The 23,093-nt window shown below is 71.1% G+C and carries 19 protein-coding genes; 8 read left to right on the top strand and 11 right to left on the bottom strand.

What is annotated here, in order from left to right; all coding sequences use genetic code 11:
• The first annotated feature begins 2 nt into the window (after positions 1-2).
• Positions 3-662, top strand: coding sequence for a response regulator transcription factor (locus tag ABGA98_RS10205; RefSeq protein WP_347617949.1), 660 nt, complete (start codon positions 3-5; stop codon positions 660-662).
• Here the strand turns inward: ABGA98_RS10205 and ABGA98_RS10200 are convergent.
• The 7 genes from ABGA98_RS10200 to ABGA98_RS10170 all read right to left on the bottom strand — a co-directional run bounded on the left by ABGA98_RS10200 (position 644) and on the right by ABGA98_RS10170 (position 10,493).
• A complete protein-coding gene (locus tag ABGA98_RS10200; RefSeq protein WP_347617948.1) occupies positions 644-1,969 on the bottom strand; it encodes a glycosyltransferase family 2 protein in 1,326 nt (441 codons plus the stop codon). The genes ABGA98_RS10205 and ABGA98_RS10200 overlap by 19 nt on opposite strands.
• Entirely contained in the window at positions 1,966-2,955 is a 990-nt protein-coding gene (locus ABGA98_RS10195; RefSeq protein ID WP_347617947.1) for an iron-containing redox enzyme family protein, read from the bottom strand. Before ABGA98_RS10195 ends, ABGA98_RS10200 begins: the two co-directional genes overlap by 4 nt.
• Before the next feature lie 64 nt (positions 2,956-3,019).
• On the bottom strand, positions 3,020-3,340 hold the full coding sequence (gene nirD / locus ABGA98_RS10190; protein ID WP_347617946.1) for a nitrite reductase small subunit NirD: 321 nt from the start codon (positions 3,338-3,340) through the stop codon (positions 3,020-3,022).
• Entirely contained in the window at positions 3,337-5,769 is a 2,433-nt protein-coding gene (gene nirB, locus ABGA98_RS10185; protein WP_347617945.1) for a nitrite reductase large subunit NirB, read from the bottom strand. Before nirB ends, nirD begins: the two co-directional genes overlap by 4 nt.
• Entirely contained in the window at positions 5,766-7,160 is a 1,395-nt protein-coding gene (locus ABGA98_RS10180) for an FAD-dependent oxidoreductase (RefSeq protein ID WP_347617944.1), read from the bottom strand. The genes nirB and ABGA98_RS10180 overlap by 4 nt, the downstream gene beginning before the upstream one ends.
• Positions 7,157-9,196 (bottom strand): molybdopterin-dependent oxidoreductase, encoded by a 2,040-nt coding sequence (locus tag ABGA98_RS10175; RefSeq protein WP_347617943.1) that lies wholly within the window; start codon positions 9,194-9,196, stop codon positions 7,157-7,159. Before ABGA98_RS10175 ends, ABGA98_RS10180 begins: the two co-directional genes overlap by 4 nt.
• Positions 9,183-10,493 (bottom strand): MFS transporter, encoded by a 1,311-nt coding sequence (locus ABGA98_RS10170; RefSeq protein WP_347617942.1) that lies wholly within the window; start codon positions 10,491-10,493, stop codon positions 9,183-9,185. The genes ABGA98_RS10175 and ABGA98_RS10170 overlap by 14 nt, the downstream gene beginning before the upstream one ends.
• Before the next feature lie 203 nt (positions 10,494-10,696).
• Here ABGA98_RS10170 and ABGA98_RS10165 point away from each other — a divergent pair, with 203 nt between their 5' ends.
• Entirely contained in the window at positions 10,697-10,984 is a 288-nt protein-coding gene (locus ABGA98_RS10165) for a hypothetical protein (protein WP_347617941.1), read from the top strand.
• A 137-nt stretch (positions 10,985-11,121) separates the two neighbouring features.
• Here the strand turns inward: ABGA98_RS10165 and ABGA98_RS10160 are convergent, their stop codons facing one another.
• Positions 11,122-11,598 carry a GNAT family N-acetyltransferase gene (locus tag ABGA98_RS10160; protein ID WP_347617940.1) on the bottom strand — a complete coding sequence of 159 codons (477 nt, stop codon included), beginning with the start codon at positions 11,596-11,598 and terminating at the stop codon, positions 11,122-11,124.
• Positions 11,599-11,696: 98 nt separating this feature from the next.
• On the opposite strand from ABGA98_RS10160, the gene ABGA98_RS10155 reads away from it, so the two are divergent.
• Both ABGA98_RS10155 and ABGA98_RS10150 read left to right on the top strand, forming a co-directional pair.
• On the top strand, positions 11,697-12,674 hold the full coding sequence (locus ABGA98_RS10155) for an aldo/keto reductase (RefSeq protein ID WP_347617939.1): 978 nt from the start codon (positions 11,697-11,699) through the stop codon (positions 12,672-12,674).
• Positions 12,675-12,804: 130 nt separating this feature from the next.
• Positions 12,805-12,987 carry a hypothetical protein gene (locus ABGA98_RS10150; RefSeq protein ID WP_347617938.1) on the top strand — a complete coding sequence of 61 codons (183 nt, stop codon included), beginning with the start codon at positions 12,805-12,807 and terminating at the stop codon, positions 12,985-12,987.
• Between the two features lie 311 nt (positions 12,988-13,298).
• On the opposite strand, the gene ABGA98_RS10145 is transcribed toward ABGA98_RS10150, so the two are convergent.
• Complete coding sequence (locus ABGA98_RS10145) at positions 13,299-14,060, bottom strand: SDR family oxidoreductase (protein WP_347617937.1); 762 nt, start codon at positions 14,058-14,060, stop codon at positions 13,299-13,301.
• A gap of 85 nt (positions 14,061-14,145) precedes the next feature.
• Between ABGA98_RS10145 and ABGA98_RS10140 the strand changes: the two genes are divergently transcribed.
• A complete protein-coding gene (locus tag ABGA98_RS10140; protein ID WP_347617936.1) occupies positions 14,146-14,850 on the top strand; it encodes a helix-turn-helix domain-containing protein in 705 nt (234 codons plus the stop codon).
• Positions 14,851-14,916: 66 nt separating this feature from the next.
• Here ABGA98_RS10140 and ABGA98_RS10135 read toward each other — a convergent pair whose 3' ends face one another.
• Positions 14,917-17,154 carry an excinuclease ABC subunit UvrA gene (locus tag ABGA98_RS10135; RefSeq protein ID WP_347617935.1) on the bottom strand — a complete coding sequence of 746 codons (2,238 nt, stop codon included), beginning with the start codon at positions 17,152-17,154 and terminating at the stop codon, positions 14,917-14,919.
• A gap of 62 nt (positions 17,155-17,216) precedes the next feature.
• On the opposite strand from ABGA98_RS10135, the gene ABGA98_RS10130 reads away from it, so the two are divergent.
• On the top strand, positions 17,217-18,248 hold the full coding sequence (locus ABGA98_RS10130; protein WP_347617934.1) for a WYL domain-containing protein: 1,032 nt from the start codon (positions 17,217-17,219) through the stop codon (positions 18,246-18,248).
• A gap of 42 nt (positions 18,249-18,290) precedes the next feature.
• Here the strand turns inward: ABGA98_RS10130 and ABGA98_RS10125 are convergent, their stop codons facing one another.
• Positions 18,291-19,127, bottom strand: coding sequence for a GntR family transcriptional regulator (locus tag ABGA98_RS10125; protein WP_347617933.1), 837 nt, complete (start codon positions 19,125-19,127; stop codon positions 18,291-18,293).
• Positions 19,128-19,719: 592 nt separating this feature from the next.
• Here ABGA98_RS10125 and ABGA98_RS10120 point away from each other — a divergent pair.
• Together ABGA98_RS10120 and ABGA98_RS10115 are read left to right on the top strand one after the other, a co-directional pair.
• Complete coding sequence (locus tag ABGA98_RS10120; protein ID WP_347617932.1) at positions 19,720-21,312, top strand: OmpA family protein; 1,593 nt, start codon at positions 19,720-19,722, stop codon at positions 21,310-21,312.
• A 354-nt stretch (positions 21,313-21,666) separates the two neighbouring features.
• On the top strand, positions 21,667-23,073 hold the full coding sequence (locus tag ABGA98_RS10115; RefSeq protein ID WP_347617931.1) for a glycoside hydrolase family 28 protein: 1,407 nt from the start codon (positions 21,667-21,669) through the stop codon (positions 23,071-23,073).
• Positions 23,074-23,093 lie beyond the last annotated feature (20 nt).

The following is a 23,093-nucleotide window of genomic DNA, read 5'->3' as shown; positions in this document are numbered from 1 at the left end:
CCGTGAGCAGGCCCGTGATCAGGGTCGTGCTGGCCGACGACGAGCCGCTCATCCGCTCGGGCTGGGCCACCGTGCTCTCCGTGCACGACGACATCGAGGTGGTCGCCGAGGCGGCCGACGGCCACGCCGCCGTCGAGCACGGGCGTACGGCCGACGTGGTGCTCATGGACATCCGCATGCCCGGCATGGACGGCCTGCGCGCCACCGGCGAGCTGGCCCGCAACGCACCCGGCACGCGGGTCATCGTGGTCACGACGTTCGAGAACGACCAGCTGGTCTGGGCCGCCCTGCGCGCGGGGGCGGCCGGCTACGTGCTCAAGCGTTCTCCCGCGTCCGACCTCGTCACCGCCATCCGGGTGGTCCACGACCGGGACGCGGTGCTGTTCCCCGACGCCCTGCGGCGGCTGGCCGCCCCGCGCCGGGACGCGCCGCACGTGCCCGGCCTCACCCCGAGAGAGCTCGACGTCGTACGCCTGCTGGCCAGAGGGCTGAACAACGCCGAGATCGCCGCCAGCCTGTACGTCACCAGGGAGACGGTCAAGACGCACGTCGGCAACGTCCTGGACAAACTCGGCGCCCGGGACCGCACGCAGGCCGTCGTCCGCGCCTACGAGCTGGGGATCGTGCTCGCGGGTGAGAGCTCTCAGCCCTGGGGCAGGTGACGGGCATGCGAGACCCGGTCACCGTGACCACGTGCGCCGACGGTCCCCTGCTCATCAGGGGCGACTTCGAGCTGCTCACCCAGGACGGCGAGCCCATCGACGCCGGCCGGGCGACCGTCGCTCTGTGCCGTTGCGGCCTGTCCTCGGTCAAGCCGTTCTGCGACGGCTCGCACAAGGCCGGCGGCTTCCGTGCCGCGAGCGAGCCGGACCCGCCGCCGTAGCGCGCGCACCGAGTGGGCGGAGCGCCGGATCCGGCCGCCCGCGTACGGCACGCCGCCGGTCAGCGCCGCCCCGAGCGCCAGCCAGCTGCACACGGCCCGCTCCAGCACCCAGACGGGCGCCGGCAGCGCCGCCGACGCGGGGAACACCTGCCGCCCTCCCGCCCGCCGCCGTCCCGCCTCGGCCAGGCCCATGGACAGCACGGCCAGCGCGGCCAGCACGGGCAGCACCGGCAGCACGGACAGCACGGACAGCACGGACAGCACGGGCAGCACGGGCAGCGCGGGCAGCGCGGGCAGCGCGGGCAGCACGGCCGGCACAGTCAGCCCGGTCAGCGCCGGCAGCCCACGAGGCCGCCGGACGGCCAGGGCCGCCAGCGCGGGCACCATCGGCAGGAACGCGGCCATCCGCGCCGGCTGCGCCAGGTCGTCGTAGGCCTGCCGGACGCGCTGCGACCAGAACCGGCGCGCGTCGCACGGGAGGCGGCGGACGTACAGGCCGGGCGCGTGCAACTCGTGGCCGCCGTGGGCGCGCACGGTGCGGATCAGCTCCAGGTTCTCGAACAGGACGTCGCCGTCGTAACCGCCCATGCGCACGAAGAAGCCGCGCCGCACGCCGAAGGTGCCCGGGTAGTCGGCGCCGAAGGCGCGGTTGAGCAGCGTACGGGCGGTGTCCCAGCGGGCGTGCCAGGGCAGCGGGTCGAAGTAGTTCTGCGGCCTCACCAGGTCGGCGCGGGCCAGCAGGTCGTGCACCTTGATCAGGGCGGGCAGGTCGTAGCGCACGTCGTCGTCGGCGATCACCACACGGTCGCCTGTGGCCAGCAGCAGCCCGGTCGTGACGCCCGCGACCTTGCCGTTGGTGAAGCGCAGCCCGGCCGCCGGTCGCGCGTGCCGGACCAGGCCGCGCCACCGGGCGGCGTGGCGGGCGAAGAGGTCGTCGCGGCTGCCGTCCACGACGATCACCCGCGCGTGCCGGGAGAGCCGGGACAGGTAGCCGGTCAGCTCGCCGAGCCCCTGGTCGTCGTCCCAGCGCAGCGGGAGCACGTAGTCGAGGTCCAGCGTGGTGTCCAGGCCGGGCGCGGTGCTCACGCCGGGACCCGCTCGTCGAGCAGCGAGCCCGCCCCGCGCCGCCAGCAGCCCATGACGTGTTCGGCCCACCGCCGTTCGAGCTCCATCGCGCACGCGGCCCCGTACAGGATGTCGCCCGTCAGCTCGGGGTGTGCGTCCGCGAAGCCGCCGCACATGTCGTGGGCCGCGATCTGCTCGTGCACGGCGTCGGCCTGCACGTGCTCGTCGTAGAAGCGGGCGGTCTCCTGGCCGGCGCCGAGCCGGCGCAGGCCCGTGGAGCAGCGGCGGCTGGCCGGTGACGAGGTCATCTCGATCGCCGCCAGGTGGCCGAGCAGCGCCCCGCGCAACCTCCTGTGCAGCCCGAACAGCGACATCACGTTGGACAGGGCCAGCGTGACGCCGGGGACGCGGTGCAGGTAGGCGCCGTAGGAGTCGTCGAGGCCGAGGCCCCGCAGGGTGGCGCGGAACAGCTCGGCGTGCATGCGCTCGGGCCTGCCGCCGCCGTACTCGTCGGCCTGGATCTCCACCAGGGCCGCCTTGGGCCCGCCGCTGAGCCGGGGGATGCCCCAGGTGTGCGGGTCGGCCTCCTTCAGGTGGTAGATCGACCGGTGCACGACGAACTCGCGGAAGGTCGGGAGGTCCGCGTCGCGCTGCAGGAACGCGGCCACGGACGGCCCGCCGTCAGCGGAGGTCAGCGCGGTCAGCGCCTGGCGCACCTCGCGCGGCGGCACCGGCTCAGGGCCCGGCACGGCGGCTCTCAGCGCCTCCTCGAACCGCCGCTCCAGCCCTGCCCTGAAGCCCAGCAGCCCGGGGTCCCACTCCCACCGGTCGTCGACCTCGTCGAACCCCTGGTAGTGGAGTTCGTAGCAGGCGAACAGGGCGAGCTGGAGATCGTCGTCGTCCAGCCCGCCGGTCACGCGCGCGTCAGGGAACGGCGCCCCGGGCGAGCCGGCGAGCCGGTCGAACAGCAGCGACGTGATCAGACCACGCGCAGGTGGCAGCCGCATCAGGCACCCCCGCATCCCCCGTGCTCCCGCGGTTCAAGCAGGTGGCTGCCCGTGGCCGGGACCCCTAAACGCTGACCTCCACGCACCCGCCGGCCACCCGTACGGGATAGACCGGCACCGTCACCGCGTCCTCGTCCAGGCAGCGTCCCGACACGAGGCTGAACACCTGCTTGTGCAGCGGCGAGGCGACGGTCGGCTCGCCCTTCCTGGTGCCGACGATGCCGCGGGAGAGCACGTACGCCCCGCTGAACGGGTCGCGGTTGGCCAGCGCGTGCAGGGCGCCGTCGTAGGTGCGAAAGACGGCCACCTGCACGTCACCGACCAGGGCGCAGACGCCGCGTTCCGGCAGCAGGGCGTCGAAGTCGCAGACCGGCGTCCAGCTCATCGCGCCATCACCGGCCGGATCTGGCCGCGCTCGCTGCCGAACACGATCGACGGGTCGGGGACGCCGGGCGCGTTGACGAAGCTGACGAACCTGCTGAGCTTGTCCGGGTCGTCCAGTGTGGCCTGCCATTCGTCGGCGTACGTGGCGATGTGGTGCTCCATCTGCGCGTCGAGGTCGGCGCAGAGGCCGAGCGAGTCTTCCATGATCACCTCACGGAGGTAGTCGAGACCGCCGTCCAGCGACTCGATCCAGGCGGCGGTGCGTTGCAGCCGGTCGGCGGTGCGGATGTAGAACATGAGGAAACGGTCGATGGTCCTGATCAGCTCGTCGGTGCTCAGGTCCTTGGCGAGCAGGTCGGCGTGGCGGGGCCGGAAGCCGCCGTTGCCGCCGACGTAGAGGTTCCAGCCCTGCTCGGTGGCGATGATGCCGAAGTCCTTCGACCTGGCCTCGGCGCATTCGCGGGCGCAGCCGGAGACGGCCGACTTGATCTTGTGCGGGGAGCGCAGCCCGCGGTAGCGCAGCTCCAGGGCGATGGCCATGCCGACGGAGTCCTGCACGCCGTAGCGGCACCAGGTCGAGCCCACGCACGACTTCACGGTGCGCAGCGCCTTGCCGTACGCGTGGCCCGACTCGAACCCGGCGTCGACCAGCCGCCGCCAGATCTCCGGCAACTGCTCGACCCTGGCCCCGAACAGGTCGATGCGCTGCCCGCCGGTGATCTTGGTGTAGAGGCCGAAGTCGCGGGCCACCTCGCCGATGACGATCAGCTTGTCCGGCGTGATCTCACCGCCCGGGATGCGCGGCACGACCGAGTACGTGCCGTTCTTCTGGATGTTGGCGAGGAAGGCGTCGTTGGTGTCCTGCAGGGCGGCCCGCTCGCCCTCCAGGACGTGCCCGTTGTGCAGCGAGGCGAGGATCGAGGCAACCGCCGGCTTGCAGATGTCGCAGCCCCTGCCCTGCCCGTGCTCGGTGATGAGCTGGGAGAACGTGCTGACCTTGCGCACCCGTACGATGTCGAACAGCTCGGCCCGCGAGTACGTGAAGTGCTCGCACAGGCTCCTGCTGACCTCGACGCCCGACTTCTCCAGCAGCTGCTTGAGCATCGGCACGCAGCTGCCGCAGGTCGTGCCGGCCCGGGTGCACGCCTTGATGCCGGCCACGTCGGCGGCGCCGCCCTCGGCGATGGCGGTGCGGACGTCGCCCGCGCACACGTTGTTGCACGAGCACACCTGCGCGTCGTCGGGCAGGTCCAGGTTCGCCGCCCCCGACCCGGTGAACAGCAGGTCGGACGGCGAGGCGGGAAGCGGCTTGCCGACGAACGGCCGCAGCGTCGTGTACGGCGAGGCGTCGCCCACGCAGATGCCGCCGAGCAGCGTCCGGGCGTCGTCGCTGATGAACAACTTCTTGTAGACGCCGGCCACCGGGTCCATGTAGGTGACGTCGAGGGCGCCGTCCATCGCCCCGAACTGCGCCACCTCGACGCCCAGCAGCTTGAGCCTGGTCGACAGGTCGGCGCCCTCGAACGCCGCCCGGCCGCCCATGATCTGCTCGGCCGCCACCTCGGCCATCGTGTTGCACGGCCCGACGAGCCCGTAGATCATGCCCCCGGCCAGCGCGCATTCGCCGACGGCGTAGATGGACGGGTCGGAGGTGCGCATCGCGGAGTCGACCACGATGCCGCCGCGCTCGCCCACCGCCAGCCCGGCCGACCTGGCCAGCTCGTCGCGCGGCCTGATGCCCGCGGAGAACACCACGATCTGCGCGTCCACCAGCGTTCCGTCGGGCTTGCGCAGCCCGGTGACCCGGCCCTCGCCGTCGGTGACGATCTCCTGGACGCCCGCGCCGGCGTGCACGCTCAGCCCGAGCTGCTCGATGTGGGACTTCAGCACCGAGCCGCCGCCCTCGTCCACCTGCCGGGGCATCAGCCAGGGGCTCATCTCGACGATGTGCGCCTTCAGCCCGAGCGCCCGCAGCGCGTCGGCGGCCTCCAGCCCGAGCAGGCCGCCGCCGACCACGACGCCCTCCGCGGCGTCCTTGGCGGCCACCCTGATGGCGTCGAGGTCCTCGATGGTGCGGTACACGAAGGCGTGCCCGGCCCCCGGCACCGGCGGCACGAACGGCGCCGATCCCGTGGCCAGCACGAGCACGTCGTACGGCTCGGCGCCGCCGTCCTCGGTGACGACGTGCCCGGCCTGCCGGTCGATCGCGGTGACCCGGGTGTTCAGCCTGGTCACGACCCCGCCGGGGACGGGATAGGTGAGGTCTTCCGCGGTGGTGCCCGACAGGTAGGAGGTCAGCGCCACCCGGTCGTAGGCCGGGCGCGGCTCCTCCCCGATCACGGTGACCCGGCCGTCGAAGCCCTTGGCCGCGAGCGTCTCCACGAACCGGTGCGCGGCCGGCCCGTACCCCACGACGACGATCCTGTTCATACCGAAACCCCTTCCTGCTCGCACAGCCAGCCGACGATGCCCTGCACGGCGTCGCGGCAGGTGCCGCATCCGGTCGTGGCGCGGGTCGCGGCCGCCACCGCGGCCACGTCCCGCGCTCCCGCCTCCCAGCACGCCCTGATCTCGCCCTTCGTCACGTTGTTGCACTGGCAGATCTTGGCCGCGTCCGGCATCAGCGTCGGGCTGTCGGCGACCGGCCTCGCCGCCGCCCCCGGGAACAGCAGGCCGGCCCGGTCGCCGGGCAACGGCCCGCCGCGGTCGAAGAGCTGGGTGAGCGTGCCGACGACGTCGCTCTCGCCCAGCAGGATCGCGCCGACCAGCCGGCCGTCACGGATGACGAGCTTGCGGTAGGTGCCGCGGGCCCGGTGGCTGAACCGCACCACCTCGGCGTGCTCCTCGCCGAGCTGGGTCTCGCCCATCGCGGCCAGCTCGACGCTCCTCGCCTTGAGGCGGGTGACCAGCCGGGAACCGCGGTAGCGGGCCTTGCCTCCGGTGATGACGTCCGCGGCCACGGCGGCCTGCTCCCATGCGGGCGCGACCAGGCCGTAGACGGTGCCGTCATGCTCGGCGCACTCGCCGATGGCGAAGATCGACGGGTCGTCGGTGCGCAGCTCGTCGTCCACCACCACGCCGCGCCGCACCCGCAGGCCCGCCGCCGCGGCCGGCCCGGTCACCGGGCGCACGCCGCAGGCCAGCACGACCAGGTCGGCCGCGACCAGCTCGCCGCCGGCCAGCAGGACGCCGTCCTCGCGCACCGCCTCCGCGCTGACCCCGGTGCGGATCTCCACGCCCAGCCCGGCCAGCGTCTCGCCGAGCACCTCACCGGCCTCCACGTCGAGCTGGCGCTCCATGAGGTGCCCGGCCAGGTGCAGCAGCGTGACCGGCAGTCCCCGCCCGGCCAGGCCGCGGGCGGCCTCGACGCCGAGCAGGCCGCCGCCGACGACCACGGCCCTGCGGGCGTGCCCGGCGGCGGCCATGATGCGCTCGCAGTCGCCGAGCGTGCGGAACGGGATGGCCCGCTCCACGCCGGGGATGGGCGGCACGATGGCGTCGCTGCCGGTGGCGAGGACCAGCACGTCGTACGGCTCGCGCCGCCCGCCGTCGGTCACGACGTGCCCGGCCTGCCGGTCGATGCGGGTGACCGTGCTGCCGAAGACCGCCTCCACGTCGTGCGCGTCGTACCAGGAAGAGTCCACCAGCCGCACCTGTTCCGGGCGCGAGCTGCCGGCCAGCACGTTGGACAGCAGCACCCGGTTGTACGGCCGGCACGACTCCGCGCCGAAAACGGTGATCCTCATGTGGGGGTCCCGGGCGCGCACCTCGCTGACCAGCCGCGACCCGGCCATCCCGTTGCCCACGACGACGAGTCTCATGAGTCCCTCTCCACTCTGACCGCGCAGACCTTGAACTCCGGCATCCCGGACACCGGATCGAGGGCCGGGTTGGTCAGCCGGTTGGCGCCCTCCCAGTGGAAGGGCATGAACACGGTGTCGCTCCTGATGGCGTCGCTGATCCTGGCGACGGCCTTGGTCTCGCCCCGGCGGCTGCTGATCCGCACGACGTCCCCCGGCGCGATGCCGAGCTGCTCGGCCAGGTCGGGATGGAGCTCGGCGAACGGTTCTGGAGCGGCCTGGACGAGCGGCGCGATCCTGCGCGTCTGCGCGCCGCTCTGGTACTGGGCCAGCACCCGGCCGGTGGTCAGGTAGACGGGATGGTCCTCGTCGGTCTCCTCGGCCGGCGGCCGGTGCTGGACGGGCACGAACCTGGCCCGGCCGTCCGGCGTGGCGAAGGAGTCGAGGAACGGCCTCGGCGTGCCCGGATGCCCCTCCGACGGGCACGGCCAGAACACGCCCGTCCCGGCGGCGATGCGCTCGTAGGTGATGCCGGAGTAGTCGGCGAGCCCGCCCGCGCTGGCCCGGCGCAGCTCGTCGAACACGGCGGCCGGCTCGCTGTCGAAGCGGTGGCCCAGCCGCGCGGCGAGCCCGGCGATGACGTCCAGGTCGCTCCGGACGCCCGCGGGCGGGTCGACGGCGCGGCGGCGCAGCAGCACGCGGCCTTCGAGGTTCGTCATGGTGCCGCTCTCCTCGGCCCACTGCGTGACCGGGAACACCACGTCCGCCAGCGCCGCCGTCTCGGACATGACGACGTCGCAGACCACCAGCAGGTCGAGGGCGGCGATGCGCTCGGCCACGTGCTCGGCCGCGGGCGCCGAGATGACCGGGTTGGAGCCGAACAGCAGCAGCGCGCGCGGCCCTTCGGGGGTGCCGAGCGCGTCCAGCAGCTCGTACGCCGGCCGTCCCGGCCCGGGAAGGTCGCCGGGGCGCACCCCCCACACGGCGGCGACGTGCTCGCGGGCGGCCGGGTCGTCGATCCTGCGGTAACCGGGAAGCTGGTCGGCCTTCTGCCCGTGCTCCCGCCCGCCCTGCCCGTTGCCCTGCCCGGTCACGCACCCGTACCCGGAGCCGTACGTGCCGGGCAGGCCCAGCGCCAGCGCCAGGTTGATGAACGCGCTCACCGTGTCGGTGCCCTTGGCGTGCTGCTCGGCGCCGCGCCCGGTCAGGACGTAGGCGTTGCCGGCGGCCGCCAGCGCCCTGACCGCCTGCCGCATCTGGTGAACCGGCACCCCGGTGATCCGCTCGACCCGCTCGGGCCACCAGCCGGCCAGCGACGTGCGCAGCTCCTCGAACCCCGCGGTCCGCGCGGCGACGTACGTCTCGTCCACGAGATCGTCGGCGACGGCCAGGTGCGACATCCCCAGGGCGAGCGCCAGGTCGGTGCCGGGCGCGGGCTGCAGGTGCAGCCAGGCCTCCTTGGCGGTCCTGGTCCGCCGCGGGTCGATGACGATCAGCCGCGGCCCTGAAAGGTGCCGCAGGAACGGCGGCATGGTCTCGGCCACGTTCACCCCGGCCAGCAGCACCACGTCGGCCCCGGCCAGGTCGGTGATCGGGAAGGGCATCCCCCGGTCCATGCCGAACGCTCTCGTCGACGCGGCCGCCGCCGAGGACATGCAGAAGCGGCCGTTGTAGTCGATCTGGCTGGTGCCGAGCGCGACCCTGGCGAACTTGCCAAGCGAGTACGCCTTCTCGTTGGTCAGGCCGCCGCCGCCGAACACGGCCACGGCGTCGGGGCCGTACTCGGCACGCAGGGCGGACAGCCGCGCGGCCACGTGGTCGAGCGCGGTCTCCCATGCGACGGGCTCGCCGTACAGGAGCGGGGTGGTCAGGCGCTCGCCGTTGGTGAGCAGCTCGCCCGCCGTCCACCCCTTCTGGCACAGCGCCCCCGAGGCGTTGGCCGGGATGTCGGTCCTGGGGGTGATGGCAAGGTCTCCGCCCGTTCCTGGGCCGATGGCCATACCGCACTGCAACGCGCAGTACGGGCAGTGTGTCCTCGTCACGTCAGACCCGGGCATGGGCGAGGCTCGCGATCACGGAGGCGCCGACCTTGCGCGTGTAGCACCACCAGGTCAGCGCGGCGCAGGACACGTAGAAGACGCCGAAGGCGAGGAACGCGGGGGCGGGGGTGCCGGCCGCGGCGAACGACATCCCGAACGCCCGGTTGATCAGGAACCCGCCGAGCGCTCCGACGGCCGAGATGATGCCGATGGCGGCGGAGGCCTGGCGCTTGCCGTACAGCAGGGCCTCCTCGCTCTCGCCGCGCTCGGCCACGGCCTTGGCCTGGAAGATGGCCGGGATCATGCGGTACGTGGAGCCGTTGCCGAGGCCGGAGGTGAGGAACAACGTCTGGAAGGCCAGGAAGAACAGCCAGAAGTCGCCGGACGTGCCGGCCAGCCACACCAGCAGCACGCCGCCGCCCATCGCGGCGAAGTTCCACAGCGTGACGGGCGCGCCGCCGAACCGGTCGGCCAGCCAGCCGCCCACCGGCCTGACCAGCGAGCCGATCAGCGGCCCGATGAACGCCACCGCGGCGTACGGGGCGCCGGCGAACAGGTTCGCGCTCAGCAGCGGGAAGGCCGTGGCGTAGCCGATGAACGAGCCGAAGGTGCCGATGTACAGGAACGACATGATCCAGGTCTGGGCCCTGCCGGCGACGGCGAGCTGCTCGCGCGGCTCGGCCCTGGCGCTGCTGAGGTTGTCCATGAAGAACCAGGCGCAGGCGGCCGACACGACGATGAGCGGGATCCAGAACCACCCGGCGGCGGCCAGCCCGAGCGAGCCGATCACCAGCGGCATGACGAGCTGGACCGAGCTGACGCCGATGTTACCGCCCGCCGCGTTCAGCCCGAGCGCGACGCCCTGCTTGTCGCGGGGGTAGAAGTAGGTGATGTTGGCCATGCTGGAGGCGAAGTTCCCACCGCCGAACCCGGCCAGGGCCGCGATCACCAGGAAGAGCCAGTACGGCGTGCCCGGGTCGTTGACCGCCACACCGAGCAGCACGGCGGGAATGAGCAGCAGCAGGGCGCTGACCACGGTGAAGGTGCGCCCGCCGAACTTCGCGGGGCCGAACGTGTAGGGGACGCGCAACACCGAGCCGATCAGGTTGGGCAGCGCCACCAGCCAGAACAGCTGGTCGGTGGAGAACTCGTACGAGCCCATCCGCGTGGCCACGATGCTCCACAACGTCCACACGGTGAAGCCGAGATGCTCGGCGACGATCGAGAAGATCAGGTTGCGCCGCGCGACCCGCCTGCCTGATCTCGCCCAGAAGGCTGGGTCATCGGGGTGCCAGTCGGCGATCCAGCGCGCCATCGACCTCTCCTACGCTCGGCGTCCGGGATCTCCAAGCTAGGAAGGACGCGTTACGCACGTTGACGCTCCGTCGCCGTGGATTCGTTACGGGTGATTCACCTCGGTAACAAGCCACGCACATGTGTCACGGCGGAAACGAGCTGGAAATGATCGCTTATCACGTCCCCCTCCGGGTAACAGCACTCCAGCAAGGGGGGAGAAACATGATCAAGAAGCTTCACCATATGGGGATCAAGTCGGGTCACATGTACACCGCGGGGATGGCGTCGATCGCCATCTCCTTCACGGCCTGGTTCATGTCGAAGAAGATGGAGGCGGCGGGCATCGACAGGGCCGACCGCTGGGGCATCTTCATCGGCGAGTGGGCGCCGTCGTTCTTCGCGCTGGGGGTGGCGCTCCGCATCGAGGAGACCCACCGCGAGCTCGAAGGGCCGGAGTCCGAGATGTACGAGCGGGCGGAGACCCGCGCCAAGACCCACGCCGGCGTGTGACGCGGAGGTCACGCAGGTCACATCACGCTCCGTGACCTGCGTGACCGCGCGCCCCGGCCGGGCAGAGCCGGCTCACCAGAGCCGATCACCGGGACCGATCACCGGGACCGATCAGCAGGGCCGATCAGCAGGGCCGATCAGCAGGGCCGATCAGCCAGGCGCCGCAGCGGAGCGTCGCTCAGGCGGTAGCGCGGCCACTCCTCCTGGCGCACCGCGCCGAGGTTCTCGTAGAAGCCGATGGCCGGCTCGTTCCAGTCGAGCACCGCCCATTCGAGCCGCTCGTATCCGCGTTCCGCGCAGATCCCGGCCAGCTCGCCCATCAGCGCGCGGCCGTAGCCGCCGCCGCGGTGCTCGGGGCGTACGTACAGGTCCTCCATGTAGATGCCGTGCACGCCCTTCCACGTCGAGAAGGTCAGGAACCACAGGGCGAACCCGGCCACCTCGCCGTCGTGCTCGGCGATGTGCGCGAACACGGCGGGCGCGTCGCCGAACAGCGCCGTACGCAACTGCTCCTGGGTCACCCGCACCTCGTGCTCGGCCTTCTCGTACGTGGCGAGTTCGCGGATCAGCATGGCGATGACGGGCACGTCAGCGGGCGTGGCGGGGCGAATCATGGCTTTCAGCGTAGCGGGGGGGCGGGGGCATCCCGTCCCGCCGGGCGGCCACCATACGGGACACTGGATCCCCAGGCACCCGTAACGGAGGACGGTTCATGGAACACCGCGTGTTGGGACGTACCGGTCGGCAGGTCGGCGTGGTCGGCCTCGGCGCATGGCAGCTCGGCGCCGACTGGGGCGAGGTCAGCGAGGAGGAGGCCCGCGCGACCCTCGAAACGGCCGTGGACAGCGGTGTGACGTTCATCGACACCGCCGACGTCTACGGAGACGGGCGCAGCGAGCAGATCGTCGGCCGTTTCATCAAGGATCGTCCCGGGCTGACCGTGGCCACCAAGATGGGGCGGCGGGTGGAGCAGATCCCCGCCAACTACGTGATGCCCAACTTCCGCGCCTGGAACGACCGCTCCCGCCGCAACCTCGGCGTCGACACGCTCGACCTGGTGCAGCTGCACTGCCCTCCGACGCCGGTCTACTCGGCGGACGCCGTGTTCGACGCCCTCGACACGCTGGTGGCCGAGAAGAAGATCGCCGCGTACGGCGTGAGCGTGGAGACGTGCGAGGAGGCGCTGACCGCGATCGCCAGGCCGGGCGTGGCGACGGTGCAGATCATCCTCAACGCCTTCCGGCTCAAGCCGCTGAGGCGGGTCCTGCCCGCCGCCCGCGCCGCCGGGGTGGGCATCATCGCCCGTGTCCCGCTGGCCAGCGGCCTGCTGTCGGGCCGCTACGACGAGCACACCACCTTCTCCCCCGACGACCACCGCGCGTTCAACCGGCACGGGGAGGCGTTCGACGTCGGCGAGACCTTCTCGGGCGTCGACTTCGCCACCGGCCTGGAGGCGGTCCGCCTCCTGGCTCCGCTGGTGCCGCCGGGGGCGAGCATGGCCCAGTTCGCGCTCCGCTGGATCCTCGGCCAGGAGGGCGTCTCGGTGGTCATCCCCGGCGCCCGCAACCCGGCCCAGGCCACCGCGAACGCCGCCGCCGCGGACCTGCCTCCGCTGGACGCCGCGACCCTTGAGGCAGTTCGCGCCGTCTACGACGACCTGATCCGCCCCCAGGTGCACCACCGCTGGTAGGACGCCCGGTCCCGTCGTCGCCTGCGCTACCGCCAGGGAGCACACAGCATGACCAGATGGCCGGCTTCGACGTCGTCCCTACCCGCGCGCCGGGAAACTGTCGGTCCCGTCGGACAGAATCGTCGGCATCATGACTCCTTTCAACGCCGTGCGATCGCCCGCGGGTGACATCGTGGTCTTCTATGTCGGCGCCGAGCCGCGCCTGACGGCCGAGCAGGCCCTCGCCTTCGCCGACCAGCTCCGTGCCCTGGCCGCCGAGCCCGATCCGGCGCCATCCGGGGACCCCGGCCTGCAGCACCACGTGGCCGCATGACGTCCAGGCCGTCCGATCAGCACCTACGCGGGACCAGCTTGTGGATCCGCAGCCTCTGACCGACCTGAAGATCCCAACTCCATACCGGCCCTGGCACTCCAGCGACACATCGCAGTCATGGGTGAGGTTCGCGCTGGTAGTGGCGGCGGCGCCGCAGGCCGGTGCGCTGGGGCTGACCGGCCTGCGGCGAGGGGTCGTCTCCCCGTGAACCCGGTTGCACGCCGCCGGGCCGTCAAGCCTCGCAGCCGGATACGTAGGGACGAGAAGACGGACGGAGTTCCCGCCTCTTGACCTTCGATCCCTTGTCGGGGTCAGACCTGGCCGATCCCGCCGTCGACGGGCAGGTCGATCCCGGTGACGAAGCTCGAGTCCGGGGAAGCGAGGAAGAGCGCCGCGGTGGCGATCTCGTACTCGTCACCGAGGCGGCCGGCGGGCACCCGCGAGGCGATCCGCTCTTTGAAACCCGGGGGGAGGTCCGCGAACGCGGGGGTGTCGATCGCGGCGGGGCTGAGGACGTTGACCCGGATTCCGCGCTGTTTCAAGTCGGTTGTCCAAGTTCGGGCGAACGACCGCAGCGCCGCCTTGCTCGCGGCGTAGACCGTCGTTCCCGGATCGCCCTTGTCCGCGGCGCCCGACCCGATGAGCACGATCGAGGCACCGTCGGACAACAACGGCAGCAGTTTCTGCACGGTGAAGAACGTCCCGCGCACGTTCACCCCGAACACGGCGTCGAACGACTCCTCGGTCACATCGCCGATGTGCTCGTCCCACGTCCAGGCGCCGGCACTGGCGAGGAGAACGTCCACCCGGCCCAGTTCGGCCGCCACGACCTCGGCCAGGTGGACCACGTCGGAGATCTGACCGACGTCGCCGCGCACACCGGTCACGTTGTGGCCGATGGCCGCCACCGCCGCATCCAGCCGATCCTGGCGCCGGCCGGTGATGACCACGTGCGCCCCCTCCTCGACGAACAACTTCGCCGTGGCCAGTGCCAGTCCAGAAGTCGCGCCGGTGATCACCGCGACCTTCCCGCCGAGCTTCGCCATGCCGCTCCCTTGGTCGAAAATGAGCATGCTCTCATCTTGGCGCTGCCCACTGTAGCGAAGATGAGAGCACCCTCAAAGTTGAGGTATGTCACACTTTTGCTACGGTGGCCTCATGCCTCCCCGAGAGAACCGGCTGTCCGCTCGCCGGGACGCCCGCCGCAACCGCGAACGGCTGCTCCATGCCGCTCGGCGCGCGTTCGCCGACCAAGGTGCTGAGGCCGCCCTCGACGGCATCGCACGGAAGGCCGGCTTGGTGGTCGGCACCCTCTACCGGCACTTCCCGACGCGTCTGCACCTCCTGTGCGCCGTGCTCGAACCGAAGCTGCGCCACGTGATCAAGGAGGCGGAGGCCGCGCTCGGCCTGGAGGATCCGTGGGAGGCATTCCGCGACCTGCTCGAAGTCTTGTGCGCGGCCCAGGCCGGAGATCGGGCGTTCGGCGACTTCCTGGCACGGCGGTTCTCCGGTGACGACCGCACCGAGGCCGCGCACCACCAGATCTGCGTGCTCGCGCAACGGGCGCTGGGGCGCGCGCAGGCGGCCGGCGTCGTGCGTTCGGACGTCACCGGCGCCGACCTCTTTCTCCTGTTGTGGGCGAGCAGCAGGATCGCCGAGGCGACGCGGCACGTTGCCCCGTCGATGTGGCGGCGGCACGCATACCTGGCGTTGGACGGGTTCCGGGCAACGAACCGGCTCGATCTGCGAGAGCCGGCGTGGGATGCGGACCAGCTCTACCGTGCGATGGCCGAGGCGGGGAAGCAGACGGACCGCGTCTCCTCCGGTGAGGAACCACCACGTCGCGCCGGTGAAAATCCCTGACGCTCCTCGGCGCCGTCGAAGCCGGGGTGGACGCCTTCCTCGGCCGCGCCCGCCGATACGGAAGGCTCAGCCGAGGGCGAGGGCGCGGCCGGTGGGGGTGGTCCGGTCGGTGTGGTCGGCGACGTGGCCTTCGAAGAGGGTGGTCCCGCCGTGCCTGCCGGGTCCCGGGCCGAGATCGATGAGCCAGTCGGCCTGGCGGATGACGTCGAGGTTGTGCTCGATGACGACGACGGTGTGGCCGTGGTCGACGAGGTCGCCGAGGACGTGCAGGAGCGTGTCGATGTCGTCCATGTGCAATCCGGTGGTGGGCTCGTCGAGCACGTAGATGGTGGGTTGCCCGGCTTCGCGGAGCTCCTTCGCGATCTTGACGCGCTGGCACTCCCCTCCTGACAGCGTGCTCAGCGACTGTCCCAGGCGCAGGTATCCCAGTCCGACGGCGGAGAGCTGCCGCAGGGCGCGGGCGATGCCCTGGTCGGGCAGCCGGGCGACGGCCTGGTCGACGGTGAGGTCGTCGACGTCGGCGATCGACAGTCCGTTCACGGTGTGGGCGAGGACCTCCGGGGTGAAGCGCCGGCCGTGACAGGTTGGGCAGCCGACCTCCTGGCCGTCCATGAAGGCGAGGTCGGTGTAGATGACGCCGAGCCCGCCGCAGCCGGGGCAGGCGCCCTCGGAGTTGGCGCTGAACAGGGCGGCGGGGACGCCGTTGTGCCTGGCGAACAGCTTGCGGATGGCGGGTGCGACGCCGGTGTAGGTGATCGGGGTGGAGCGGCGGTTGGTGCTGACCGGCTTCTGGTCGATCACGACCGCGTCGTGCTGGGCCACCAGTTCCCCGGCGAGGCTGGACTTGCCCGAACCCGCGACGCCGGTGAGCACGGTGAGCACTCCCGTGGGGAACCGCACGGTGAGGTTGCGCAGGTTGTTGCGGGTGGCGTCCGCGACAGTGAAGGCGCCCGTGGCGGGGCGGGGGTCGCGCTTGATCGGCCGCTGCCTGGCCAGGGCGCGGCCGGTCGGCGAGTCGCCCTCCCGGAGCCGGGCGTAGGCGCCCTGGAACACGAGCCGCCCGCCCCCGTCGCCGGCGCCGGGTCCGAGCTCGATGACCTGGTCCGCGTGGGCCATGACGGCGGGGTCGTGCTCGACGACGAGGACGGTGTTGCCGCTGTCGCGGAGCCGTTCCAGAATCCTGATCATCGACTCCACGTCGGTGGGGTGCAGTCCCACGCTCGGTTCGTCGACGACGTAGGTCATCTCGGTGAGGCTGGACCCGAGGTGCCTGACCATCTTGATGCGCTGGGACTCCCCGCCGGAGAGGGTCGTGGTCGCGCGGGAGAGCGTGAGGTAGCCGAGCCCGATTCTGATCATCCCCTCCAGCCTGGCGGTCAGTGCCTCCACGGCGGGCGCGACGCGGGCGGAGTCGATCGTGCGGACGAGTCCGGCCAGTTTCGTGATCTCCATGCGGGCCATCTCGCCGATCGTGTGATCGAGCACCGTGGCCGTCCGCGCGGCCTTGCCGAGCCGGTCGCCGCCGCACTCCGGGCAGGTCTCGGCGCGGGTGAAGCGGCGGATGGTCTCCTGCTTGCGCTCCGACAGGTTGTCGGAGGTGTGCAGGTAGATCCGCTCGAACCGCTCGACGACGCCCTCGTAGCCTTTCGGGGGTTTACGCCCCAGCCGGGCCGCCGCCTGACCGCCGTACAGCAGCGCCTCGCGTTCGGACGGGGACCATCGGCGGAGCGGGGTGTCGGGGTCGAAAGAGCCGATGTCGGCGTACTGGGCGTACCAGTAGCCGCCGTCGCCGAAGCCGGGCAGCAGGATCGCGCCCTCGGCGAGCGATCTGTCCAGGTCCAGGAAACGTTCGACGGCGGTGACCACCACCTCCCCGAGGCCGGAGCAGGCGGGGCACATGCCGGCGGGCTCGTTGAAGGAGAAGTGGCTCGACTCGCCCACGTAGGGGTGGCTGAGGCGGGAGAACAGCAGCCGCAGGTAGGTCCAGGCGTCGGTGATCGTGCCGACGGTCGAGCGCGCGTTGCCGCCGATCCGGCGCTGGTCGACGACGATCACCGGAGTCAGCCCCTCGATGTGCTCGACGTCGGGGCGGGTCCACTTCGGCAACCGGTTCCGCGCGAACGGCGGGAACGTCTCGTTGATCTGGTAACCGGCCTCGGCGGCGATCGTGTCGAACACCAGCGACGACTTGCCGGACCCTGACACCCCCGCGAAGACGACCAGCCGGTTACGCGGAACGTCGACGTCCACGTCGGCCAGGTTGTTGGTCCGGGCCCGGCGGATGATGATGCTGCGCTCACTCATGACGGAGAGGCTACGAGCAGATGTGGCCACATTCTGACCGCAACCGGTGCGAGAATCAGGCCATGGCGGACGTCACCCAACGCATGCTGGCCCTGCTTTCGACGTTGCAGACGGGCCGTTCGTTCACCGGCGAAGAACTGGCCCGGCGGCTGAACGTCAGCCCGCGGACCCTGCGCCGGGACATCGACCGGCTCCGCGGATACGGCTATCCCGTCGACACCCAGCCCGGCCCCGGCGGCTACTACCGGCTCGCCTCCGGCCGTACGATGCCGCCGCTCGTCCTGGACGACGACGAGGCGGTGGCCACCCTGCTGGCGCTGGCCTCCCTCGCCGCCGTCGAGCCGGCCACCGAGCCATCCACCGGGCCATCCACCGGGCCATCCACCGGGCCATCCGTCGGGGGAGGGATCGACGCCGCCGCGACCCGCGCGTACGGCAAGCTCGACCAGTTCCTCCCCACCCGGCTGCGCCCTCATGTCGCCTCCATCCGCTCCAGCCTGGAGGCGAGCCCGCAACGCGCGCCGAGCGTCGCCGCCCGGCAGCTGGGCCTCGTCGGCGAAGCCATCGCGCACCGCGAGACGATGTCGTTCACCTACACCGACGCCCGCGGCGAACACACGGAACGGCGCGTCGAGCCCTACCGGCAGGTTCACCACCTGCTGCGCTGGTATCTGCTGGCCTGGGACATCGACCGTGCCGACTGGCGCGTGTTCCGCCTCGACCGGGTCACCGGCCCGTCCAGGACCGGCCACCGCTACACGCCGCGCCCGCTGCCGGCCGAGTCGGCGTCGGAATATCTGCGTCGAGGGCTCAACAGGAGCAAGGAACGCGTCAGCGTCCTGGTCGCGGCGCCGGCGGCGGACGTCGTCGACGCCCTCAGGTTCCAGGACGCCGAGATCCACTCCGTGGACGACACGCACACCCGGGTCGTCCTCGCGCTGGACTCCTGGCAGTGGCTGGTCCTCAACCTCGCGTTCCTGGAGGCCGGCTTCGAGATCGACGCGGCGCCGCACCTCCTGGAGGCCTGCCGCACCTTCGGCGAACGGCTCCTCGCCGCGGCGCCTGCCGGCCGTGGCGAGTCGCCGGCGGGGTGAAGCCCGGGCGCCTGCACGCCCGGCGCCCCCTCGCGACGGCTCTCAGGAGGAGAACGGTTGCCTCATGGCGACGGCCTGCCGCTTCTTCCAGACCTTGTAACGCAGTCTCCAGCGGTCGCCGGGCAGGACGATGACCGCCAGGTCCACGACCTGGCCACGATCGTTCTCGGCGACGCGGTACAGCACGAAGACCGGCGTGTGCCCGCGGATCTGCAGCTCGTGCGCCTCCTCAGGCGTGGGCATGCGGCAGTCGATGTATTCGTCGGCGTCGACCACCTCGTGGCCGGCCTCGGCCAGCCTGGCCCAGATCCCGCCGGGGCCGGTGTCCTGACGCCGCACCGCCTCGCCGCCGTCCGTGAACAGGTAGAGGGGCAGGTAGTTGGTGGCCAGGGAGACAGGGGTGTCTCCGGCTTCGTACAGGCGGTGCCGGTAGAGCAGGCGCATGTGGCTGCCGAAGCATTTGACCATCTCCTCCTCGTGCACCTCCGCCGTGCGGGCGCCGGCCGCGAAGTACCGTATCTGCAGCTCACGGGTGTCGATGTCGGCGAGCATGAACCGGTGCTCGGAGTCGCCTTCCAGGCGCTTGACACCGTCGCGGAGGAACTTCTTCCGTACCTTTCTGACCCAGCTTCCGCGCTTGGGGGTGCGATCGATAAGCCCTTCATGTTTCAACAGATTCAGGGCACTTTGCGCCGTCCCCAAAGAGACCCCGTACTGCTCGGCGAGCGCGACCTCTCCCGGCAGGCGATCAGTAGGTTGATTGGTTTCGTCCCGAAGCGCGTTGTTTCGAATCGCATCGCGCAAGTCATCCGCAATACGCTCGTATATCGCGCGTTTCGGGACAGGTGCACGGCTTGCCGTCACAGGTAGGCACTCCATTTGCTGTACAGAAGTGGTGAGTTCTGATGGTAGACCTCCTGGCCGATTTCTCCAGTCGCTCAGACGACACCATCGTGGCCTGCTGGATATAGCCCTGTCTGCGCTGGATGTGGTGCTCTGGACATCCACCAATCCAACTTCTATATAGGAATAGCGGCGAACACGATGAACAATCCGGCGCCAATCTCACCACTTCCGCCCGAGCCGCCACATGAGCGCAACGGCGTTCCACAAATGGCGCTCACCCTCGTGGTGATCGTCATTGTCTTGATCTGGCCGGACCTCATCCCCATGGTCACCGTTGTTCTCGCCGTCCTGAGCCTTGACCAAGCCGCTCGATGATCACGCGAAAGCCCCTGAAGAAGGCGGTATATCCCCATCCGCTTTTGGTCACCATGTCGGTGACGGGAAACCCGCCAGGGCCCGTACGCGGAATCCGTGGGTGCGAGAAACCCTGCCCGTGTCGGCTGTTTCAGCGGGGCACAGGTGAACCTCGCCGACATCTGGTCACGGTCATGCCCCCATCTGCCCGAAAGGCCCGAACCCGCCGGGGGAACGGGCTAGGCTTCCGGCGTCGATCCGGAGGTGTCACGTGCGCGCGACTCAGGCAATGGCCGTCATCCTGACCACCGCCGCGCTCGCCGGCTGCGGCGGGGCGGGCGCGACCGCGCCCCCGGGCGACAGCCCGCCGGCGACCCACGCCACCCACCGGCCTTCCCCCAGCCCGGCGGTCGCTTACGCGCGCGAGGGGCTCGTCGGGTTCGACTCGCCTGACCCGTTCCGGGTGGAGGTCAAGGCCGTCGAACGCCATTCCGCCCTCACCGCGCTGAAGCTGATGATCAGCACCACCGCGGACAAGCCGGTCTCCGGCGACTTCGGGTACGACGGCCTGCGCGGGCAGAGCGTGAGCTTCGGCAGGTTCCGGCTGCTGGACCCCGTGGGCGGCAAGGTGTATTTCACGCTGCGGGAGAAGGACGCGGATGGGCCGGCGTTCGGCACCCGGCACCCCATGGCCTCGGCGCGTCTGCCCGACGACTTCCGGCCGGGCGTGCGCTACCCGGTCGAGGTCTACTTCCCGCCGCTCCCCGCCGGCGTCAGGAGCGTGTCACTGGTGCCCGACATGCCCGTGGCGGCGATGACGGGCCTCCCGGTCACCGAGGGCGCCGCCGCGCCCGTCGCCAAGAAGCGCCAGGACGGCGATCCCGCGCCGGGCGCGGAGTTCCAGTGGGCCGTGGTGCCACCGTCGGGCGAGATCTGGTCCGGCGTCTCCGGCGTGAACGAGCTGGTGGAGGCGCCTCAGAAGACGACGCTGAAGGACGGCGGCAAGGAGACGGTGGGGCTCCGTACCGACGTGCTGTTCGCCTTCGACAAGGCCACGCTGTCGGACGACGCCGCCACCATTCTCGACGAAGCCGTACGCGAGACCCGCGAACGGGCCGACCCGGCCAAACCACCGATCACCATCGAGGGACACACCGACAGCAAGGGCGGCGACTCCTACAACCAGAACCTGTCGGTCAAGCGCGCGGAGGTGGTACGCGACTACCTCGCCGGCAAGCTGGGTCCCGGCTACACGTACGAGGCCACCGGCAAGGGCGAGAGCGAGCCGATCGCCAAGAACGAGAAGCCGGACGGCAGCGACAACCCCGAGGGCCGCGCCAGGAACCGGCGGGTGGAGATCTCCTACCAGATCAAGGAGGACAGGCCGGACGTCACGGTCACCACAGGCCCGTCGGACGTCCGAGGCTCCACCCGCCCGCCGGCGCCGTTCCAGGCGGAGCCAGGGCCGGTGGCGGGCTCGCTCACCTGGAGGAGCGGCGATCACCGGTTGCGGGTGGACTTTCACCCCTTCCACCGCGACGGCGCCTATCTGGTCGCCACGTTCGATGTGGTCCTGGAAGGCGGCTCGGCGCTCACCGCCATTCCCGCGCCGTTCGGCGGCTGGGACAGCGCCTTCTCCGCGGCGGCGGACTTCGGCGCGTTCGTCCTCGTGGACCCGGCGACGAAGACGCGCTATCACCCGCTGAAGATGCACGGGGAATTCGTCGAGAACTGGGTGCCCTCGCTTGATTCCGGCGCGGTCGCCCGAGGATATGTGTACTATCCGGCGCCCGCCGACAACGTCACCGCGGTCACGCTGGAGGCGGAGCGCATCGGCCAGGTCGCCGGCATTCCCGTCTCCTGATCGCCCGGGCTCGCCACGTACCGACGGTCAAGGCCGCCATCCGGTGTTCGCCGTCCGGGAGGTGGAGGGCGTCCCTGACCACGGCGATCAGGATCCTGGTGGGAAGATCCGGGCTCTGCCGGCCGACGCCGAAGTACATGCCCGGGCGCCTGCGCACGGCCTCGTCCCAGCTCAGCACGGTGAGGTCCGCAGCGGAATAACGCGGCCGTTCCACCATGCCCCGACCGTAGCAGGGCCCGAACGAATGCAAACGGTTGCTCCCCTGATCCTGGCCTGATGTGGCCCACACCCCTAGATCACTGCAACGGGTTGGCCTAGCATCCGGGGTGTCCCGAGCAGGCAGGGAGCCGCCCCATGTTGAGCCGCCGCAACGCCATGCGCGCCATGGCGATGTCCGCCCTCGCCGTCCCGATCCTCGACGCGCGTGCCGTACACGCCACGCCCGATCCGTGGGCGCGGGCGAACCACATCGTGGCCAGGGTGCGCGGGCCGAGATTCCCGCGACGCCGGTTCGACATCAGGGACTTCGGCGCGACCGGCGACGGGGTGACGGACTGCACGAAGGCCATCCGCTCCGCGATCAGGGCCTGCCACGCGGCGGGCGGCGGGCACGTGGACGTGCCGGAAGGGCGGTTCCTGACCGGCGCCATCCACCTGCTGAGCAACGTCGACCTGCACGTCACCGAGGGTGCCAGGCTGCTGTTCAGCACCGACCCGAAGGCGTACCTCCCGCTGGTGCTGACCAGATTCGAGGGCGTCGAGCTCTACAACTACTCCCCGCTGATCTACGCCCACGGCCAGCGGAACATCGCGGTGACCGGGTCAGGCGTACTCGACGGGCAGGCCGACCACGATCACTGGTGGCCGTGGAAGGGGTCGGGCGACGACGGCTGGGAGCCGGGCGAGCCCCACCAGGCCGAGGCCAGGGCCGCGCTGTTCGCCCAGGCCGAGCAGGGCGTGCCGGTCATCCGGCGGCGATACGGCGAGGGCGGCTACCTGCGTCCGTCCTTCGTCCAGCCCTACCGGTGCGACAACGTACTCGTCGAGGGCGTCACCATCGTCAACTCACCGATGTGGGAGATCCACCCCACGCTGTCGCAGAACGTCCTCGTGCAGAACGTCACGGTCGAGTCGCACGGCCCGAACAACGACGGCTGCAACCCCGAGGCGAGCCGGATGGTGGTGATCCGCGGCTGCACGTTCGACACCGGCGACGACTGCATCGCGATCAAGTCGGGACGCAACGCCGACGGCCGCCGCGTGAACGTGCCCAGCGAGCTCATCGTCGTCGAGAACTGCACCTTCCGCGACGGGCACGGCGGCATGACGATCGGCAGCGAGATGTCCGGCGGCGTACGCGAGGTCTTCATCAGGGACTGCGCGATGTCCAGCCCCAACCTCGACATCGCCCTGCGCTTCAAGACGAACTCCGTACGCGGCGGGTTCATCGAGGGCTTCCACGCCAGGGATCTCGAGATCGGCCAGGTGGGCGGCTCGGTCATCGACATCAACTTCAACTACGAGGAGGGACCCGGCCACGGTTTCAACCCCCGCGTGGGCGGGATCGACGTGCGGGACATGACCGTACGGACCGCCAACCGGGCACTCAACCTGCGCGGTTACGCCGACGCCCCGATCCGCGGGATCACGCTGACCGACGTGGACTTCGGCGCCACCGCGACGCCGGTCGTCGTCGAGCACGTCGAGGACCTGGTGCTCAAGAACGTCACCGCCAACGGCGAGCCCCTGACCGTGCCCTGACCGCGGGGCGGGAGGGCTCC

The sequence above is a fragment of the Nonomuraea sp. B1E8 genome (assembly GCF_039871515.1).
In the GTDB taxonomy this organism is placed as follows: domain Bacteria; phylum Actinomycetota; class Actinomycetes; order Streptosporangiales; family Streptosporangiaceae; genus Nonomuraea.
Note: the sequence above shows the minus strand (reverse complement) of the source record. Positions and strands in the feature narration are given on the sequence as shown.

What these genes read in the sequence shown, in the direction of transcription:
- ABGA98_RS10195 (WP_347617947.1), bottom strand. Translation starts at nt 2,955, where the DNA reads ATGCGGCTGCCACCTGCGCGTGGTCTGATCACGTCGCTGCTGTTCGAC.
- nirD (WP_347617946.1), bottom strand. Translation starts at nt 3,340, where the DNA reads ATGAGCTGGACGCCGGTCTGCGACTTCGACGCCCTGCTGCCGGAACGC.
- nirB (WP_347617945.1), bottom strand. Translation starts at nt 5,769, where the DNA reads ATGAACAGGATCGTCGTCGTGGGGTACGGGCCGGCCGCGCACCGGTTC.
- ABGA98_RS10180 (WP_347617944.1), bottom strand. Translation starts at nt 7,160, where the DNA reads ATGAGACTCGTCGTCGTGGGCAACGGGATGGCCGGGTCGCGGCTGGTC.
- ABGA98_RS10175 (WP_347617943.1), bottom strand. Translation starts at nt 9,196, where the DNA reads ATGCCCGGGTCTGACGTGACGAGGACACACTGCCCGTACTGCGCGTTG.
- ABGA98_RS10170 (WP_347617942.1), bottom strand. Translation starts at nt 10,493, where the DNA reads ATGGCGCGCTGGATCGCCGACTGGCACCCCGATGACCCAGCCTTCTGG.
- ABGA98_RS10165 (WP_347617941.1), top strand. Translation starts at nt 10,697, where the DNA reads ATGATCAAGAAGCTTCACCATATGGGGATCAAGTCGGGTCACATGTAC.
- ABGA98_RS10160 (WP_347617940.1), bottom strand. Translation starts at nt 11,598, where the DNA reads ATGATTCGCCCCGCCACGCCCGCTGACGTGCCCGTCATCGCCATGCTG.
- ABGA98_RS10155 (WP_347617939.1), top strand. Translation starts at nt 11,697, where the DNA reads ATGGAACACCGCGTGTTGGGACGTACCGGTCGGCAGGTCGGCGTGGTC.
- ABGA98_RS10150 (WP_347617938.1), top strand. Translation starts at nt 12,805, where the DNA reads ATGACTCCTTTCAACGCCGTGCGATCGCCCGCGGGTGACATCGTGGTC.
- ABGA98_RS10145 (WP_347617937.1), bottom strand. Translation starts at nt 14,060, where the DNA reads ATGCTCATTTTCGACCAAGGGAGCGGCATGGCGAAGCTCGGCGGGAAG.
- ABGA98_RS10140 (WP_347617936.1), top strand. Translation starts at nt 14,146, where the DNA reads ATGCCTCCCCGAGAGAACCGGCTGTCCGCTCGCCGGGACGCCCGCCGC.
- ABGA98_RS10135 (WP_347617935.1), bottom strand. Translation starts at nt 17,154, where the DNA reads ATGAGTGAGCGCAGCATCATCATCCGCCGGGCCCGGACCAACAACCTG.
- ABGA98_RS10130 (WP_347617934.1), top strand. Translation starts at nt 17,217, where the DNA reads ATGGCGGACGTCACCCAACGCATGCTGGCCCTGCTTTCGACGTTGCAG.
- ABGA98_RS10125 (WP_347617933.1), bottom strand. Translation starts at nt 19,127, where the DNA reads ATGGAGTGCCTACCTGTGACGGCAAGCCGTGCACCTGTCCCGAAACGC.
- ABGA98_RS10115 (WP_347617931.1), top strand. Translation starts at nt 21,667, where the DNA reads ATGTTGAGCCGCCGCAACGCCATGCGCGCCATGGCGATGTCCGCCCTC.